Source organism: Limimaricola litoreus, from assembly GCF_024159025.1.
Classification (GTDB): domain Bacteria; phylum Pseudomonadota; class Alphaproteobacteria; order Rhodobacterales; family Rhodobacteraceae; genus Limimaricola; species Limimaricola litoreus.
Window position 1 is genome coordinate 1 of sequence record NZ_JAMYXC010000224.1, and the last position, 3,439, is coordinate 3,439.

Consider the following 3,439-nt stretch of genomic DNA (forward strand, 5'->3'; position numbering starts at 1 on the left):
GCCGCCTAGCGGCCGCGCGCCCTACGAGCCCGAGGCGGGCCGGGGCACGGGCGACACGCTGACCGAGGCGCCGGGCTTCATCCCCGAGACCGCCGACGCGCTGGCCGCATGGTACCTCGACCACCCCGAGGCCACGCTGATCGGCGGCGCCACCGACGTGGCGCTTTGGGTGACCAAGGGGCTGCGCGCCCTGCCCGAGACGGCCTTTCTCAACCGCTGCGAGGATCTCAAGACCATCGAGACCGGCGGGGGCCGCATCCGCTTCGGCGCAGGCGTGACCATGACGCAGGCGATGGAGGTGCTGGAAGGTCCCTACCCCTCCTATGCCGAGATGGTCCGCCGCTACGGCTCGGTGCAGGTGCGCAACGCCGCCACCATCGGCGGCAGCCTCGCCAATGGCTCGCCCATCGGCGACAACGCGCCCGCGCTGATCGCGCTGGGCGCCACGATCCATCTGCGCAAGGGCGACGACCGCCGCGAGCTTCCTCTCGAAGACTTCTTCATCGACTACGGCAAGCAGGACCGTCAGCCCGGCGAATTCGTCGAGGCGGTTAGCCTGCCCGAAGGGCGCGAGGCGTTCCGCGTCTATAAGATCTCCAAGCGCTTCGATCAGGACATCTCCGCCGTCTGCGCCGCCTTCGACGTGACCGTCGAGAACGGCACCGTCACGGCGGCGCGCACCGGCTTCGGCGGCATGGCCGCGACGCCCAAGCGCGCGCCCGCCTTCGAGGCGGCGCTTATGGCCAAGCCGTGGAGCATGGAGACCGTCGAGGCGGCCCTGCCCGCATTGGCGCAGGATTTCACCCCGCTGTCGGACATGCGCGCCTCGGCCGCCTACCGTTTGGAGGCGGCGCAGGGCCTCGCGCGGCGCTACTTCGCCGAAGTTTCTGGCCAGCGAACCAGCGTGTTGGAGGTGAAGGCATGAGCGTCGGCAAACCTCTCCCGCATGACAGCGCTGTGCTGCACGTCACCGGTCAGGCGCGCTACATCGACGACATTCCCGCACCCGCCCATGCGCTGCATCTCGCCTTCGGCCTGTCGCGCATCGCGCGCGGGCGCATTGTCTCGATGAACCTCGACCGCGTCCGCGCCGCCCCCGGCGTGGTGGCCGTGCTGACGGCGGAGGATCTCGACCGCCCCGCCGACTGCTCGCCCAGCGCGCATGACGAACCGCTCCTGTCGGACGGCCGCGTCCATTACCTCGGCCAGCAGCTCTTTCTCGTCGCCGCCGAAAGCCACCTCGCCGCGCGCAAGGCCGCGCGGCTGGCCGAGGTGGAGTACGAGGAGGAGGAGCCGATCCTCACCGTCGAGCAGGCGCTCGCCGCCAACTCGCGCTTCGAGGACGGGCCGCGCGTCTGGACCAAGGGCGACGCAGATGGCGCCATTGCAAGCGCCCCGCGCAAGCTCGCGGGCCGGATCGAGATGGGCGGTCAAGAGCATTTCTACCTCGAAGGCATGGCCGCGATGGCCCAGCCGCAGGAGGACGGCATGACCGTCCATTCCTCGACCCAGCACCCGACCGAGATCCAGCACAAGGTGGCCGACGCGCTCGGCCTGCCGATGTCGGCCGTGAAGGTCGAGTGCCGCCGCATGGGCGGCGGCTTCGGCGGCAAGGAAAGCCAGGGCAACGCGCTCGCCGTGGCCTGCGCGATCATGGCGCAGAAGACCGGGCGCGCCTGCCGGATGCGCTACGACCGCGACGACGACATGACCATCACCGGCAAGCGCCACGATTTCCGCGTCGATTACGAGGTGGGCTTCGACGACGCGGGCCGCGTGCTGGGCATCGACTTCACCCATTACACCCGCTGCGGCTGGTCGCTTGATTTGTCGCTGCCGGTGGCCGACCGGGCGATGCTGCATTCCGACAACGCCTATCTGCTCGATCCGGTGCGGATCACCTCGCACCGGCTCAAGACCAACCACCAATCCGCCACCGCTTACCGCGGCTTCGGCGGACCGCAGGGAGTCTTGGGCATCGAGCGGGTGATGGACCAGGTGGCGCACGAGCTGGGCCTCGACCCGGTCGAGGTACGCCGCCGCAACTACTACCGCGCCGCCGCCGAGCTGAACGAGCGGCCGCAGCATCACGACGACCCCGCGCCCGCCCTGCCCAAGGACGGCGATACCGATCTCGCCTCGCGCGGCGCGCAGGCGCAGCTGCCCACGAGCGAGGCCGAGCCCGAACAGGGCGGCAACACCACGCCCTACGGCATGGAGGTCACCGACTTCATCCTGCACGAGATGACCGAACGGCTGCTGGAGACCTCGGACTACACCGCGCGCCGCGAGGCGATCGCGCAGTGGAACGCCGAGAACCCGGTGATCAAACGCGGCATCGCCTTTTCGCCGGTGAAATTCGGCATCTCCTTCACGCTGACACACCTGAACCAGGCGGGTGCGCTGGTGCATGTCTACCAGGACGGCTCGATCCACCTGAACCATGGCGGCACCGAGATGGGACAGGGCCTGTTTCGCAAGGTGGCGCAGGTCGCCGCCGCGCGCTTCGGCGTCTCGCCCGAGCGGGTGCGCATCACCGCGACCGACACCCACAAGGTGCCCAACACCTCGGCCACCGCCGCCTCCTCGGGCTCGGACCTCAACGGCATGGCCGCGCAGAACGCCTGCGACACGATCCGGGGCCGGATCGCCGAGTTTCTCGCCGGGCTGCACCAATGCAGCGCCACTGAGGTGCGCTTTGCCGACGATCAGGTGCATGTCGGAGGCGAGACCTTGAGCTTCGAGCAGGCGGTGAAGCTCGCCTACGAGGCCCGCGTCAGCCTCTCGTCCACCGGCTTCTACAAGACGCCGGATCTCAAGTGGGACCGCATCAAGGGACAGGGCCGCCCCTTCTTCTACTTCGCCCATGGCTGCGCGGTGACCGAGGTGGCGATCGACACGCTCACCGGCGAGAACCGCATCCTGCGCACCGACATCCTGCATGATGCGGGGCATTCGCTGAACCCGGCGCTTGACCGCGGTCAGATCGAGGGCGGCTACGTGCAGGGCGCGGGCTGGCTCACCACCGAGGAGCTGGTCTGGGACGATCACGGCGCGCTCAGGACGCACGCGCCCTCGACCTACAAGATCCCCGCCTGCTCGGACCGGCCCGACCTGTTCCACGTGGATCTGTGGGACGCGCCCAACCCGGCGCAGACCATCTATCGCTCCAAGGCGGTGGGCGAGCCGCCCTTCATGCTCGGCATCTCGGCCTTCCTCGCGCTGAGCCACGCGGCCTCGGCCTGCGGGCCGAGCTATCCGAACCTCGATGCGCCAGCGACCGCCGAACGCGTGCTGGCCGCTGCGAAGAGGGCGAAGGGGTGAGCTTCGACCGCGACGCCCTCGCGGCCCACATCGCCGCGCATGGGCCGGTGGTGCGCGTGCTGGTCGCGGCGACCGCCGGGTCGGCCCCGCGCGATCCGGGCACCGCGATGCTGGT

General features: G+C 69.8%; 2 protein-coding genes. Both read left to right on the forward strand.

Going from position 1 to position 3,439, the window contains the following annotated elements:
* On the forward strand, positions 1-925 hold a 925-nt coding region (locus NHG85_RS14745; protein ID WP_253333683.1), incomplete at its 5' end, for an FAD binding domain-containing protein.
* Positions 922-3,324, forward strand: a complete 2,403-nt coding sequence (gene xdhB / locus NHG85_RS14750) for a xanthine dehydrogenase molybdopterin binding subunit (RefSeq protein ID WP_253333685.1) — start codon at positions 922-924, stop codon at positions 3,322-3,324. The genes NHG85_RS14745 and xdhB, both read left to right, overlap by 4 nt.
* Positions 3,325-3,439: the final 115 nt, after the last annotated feature.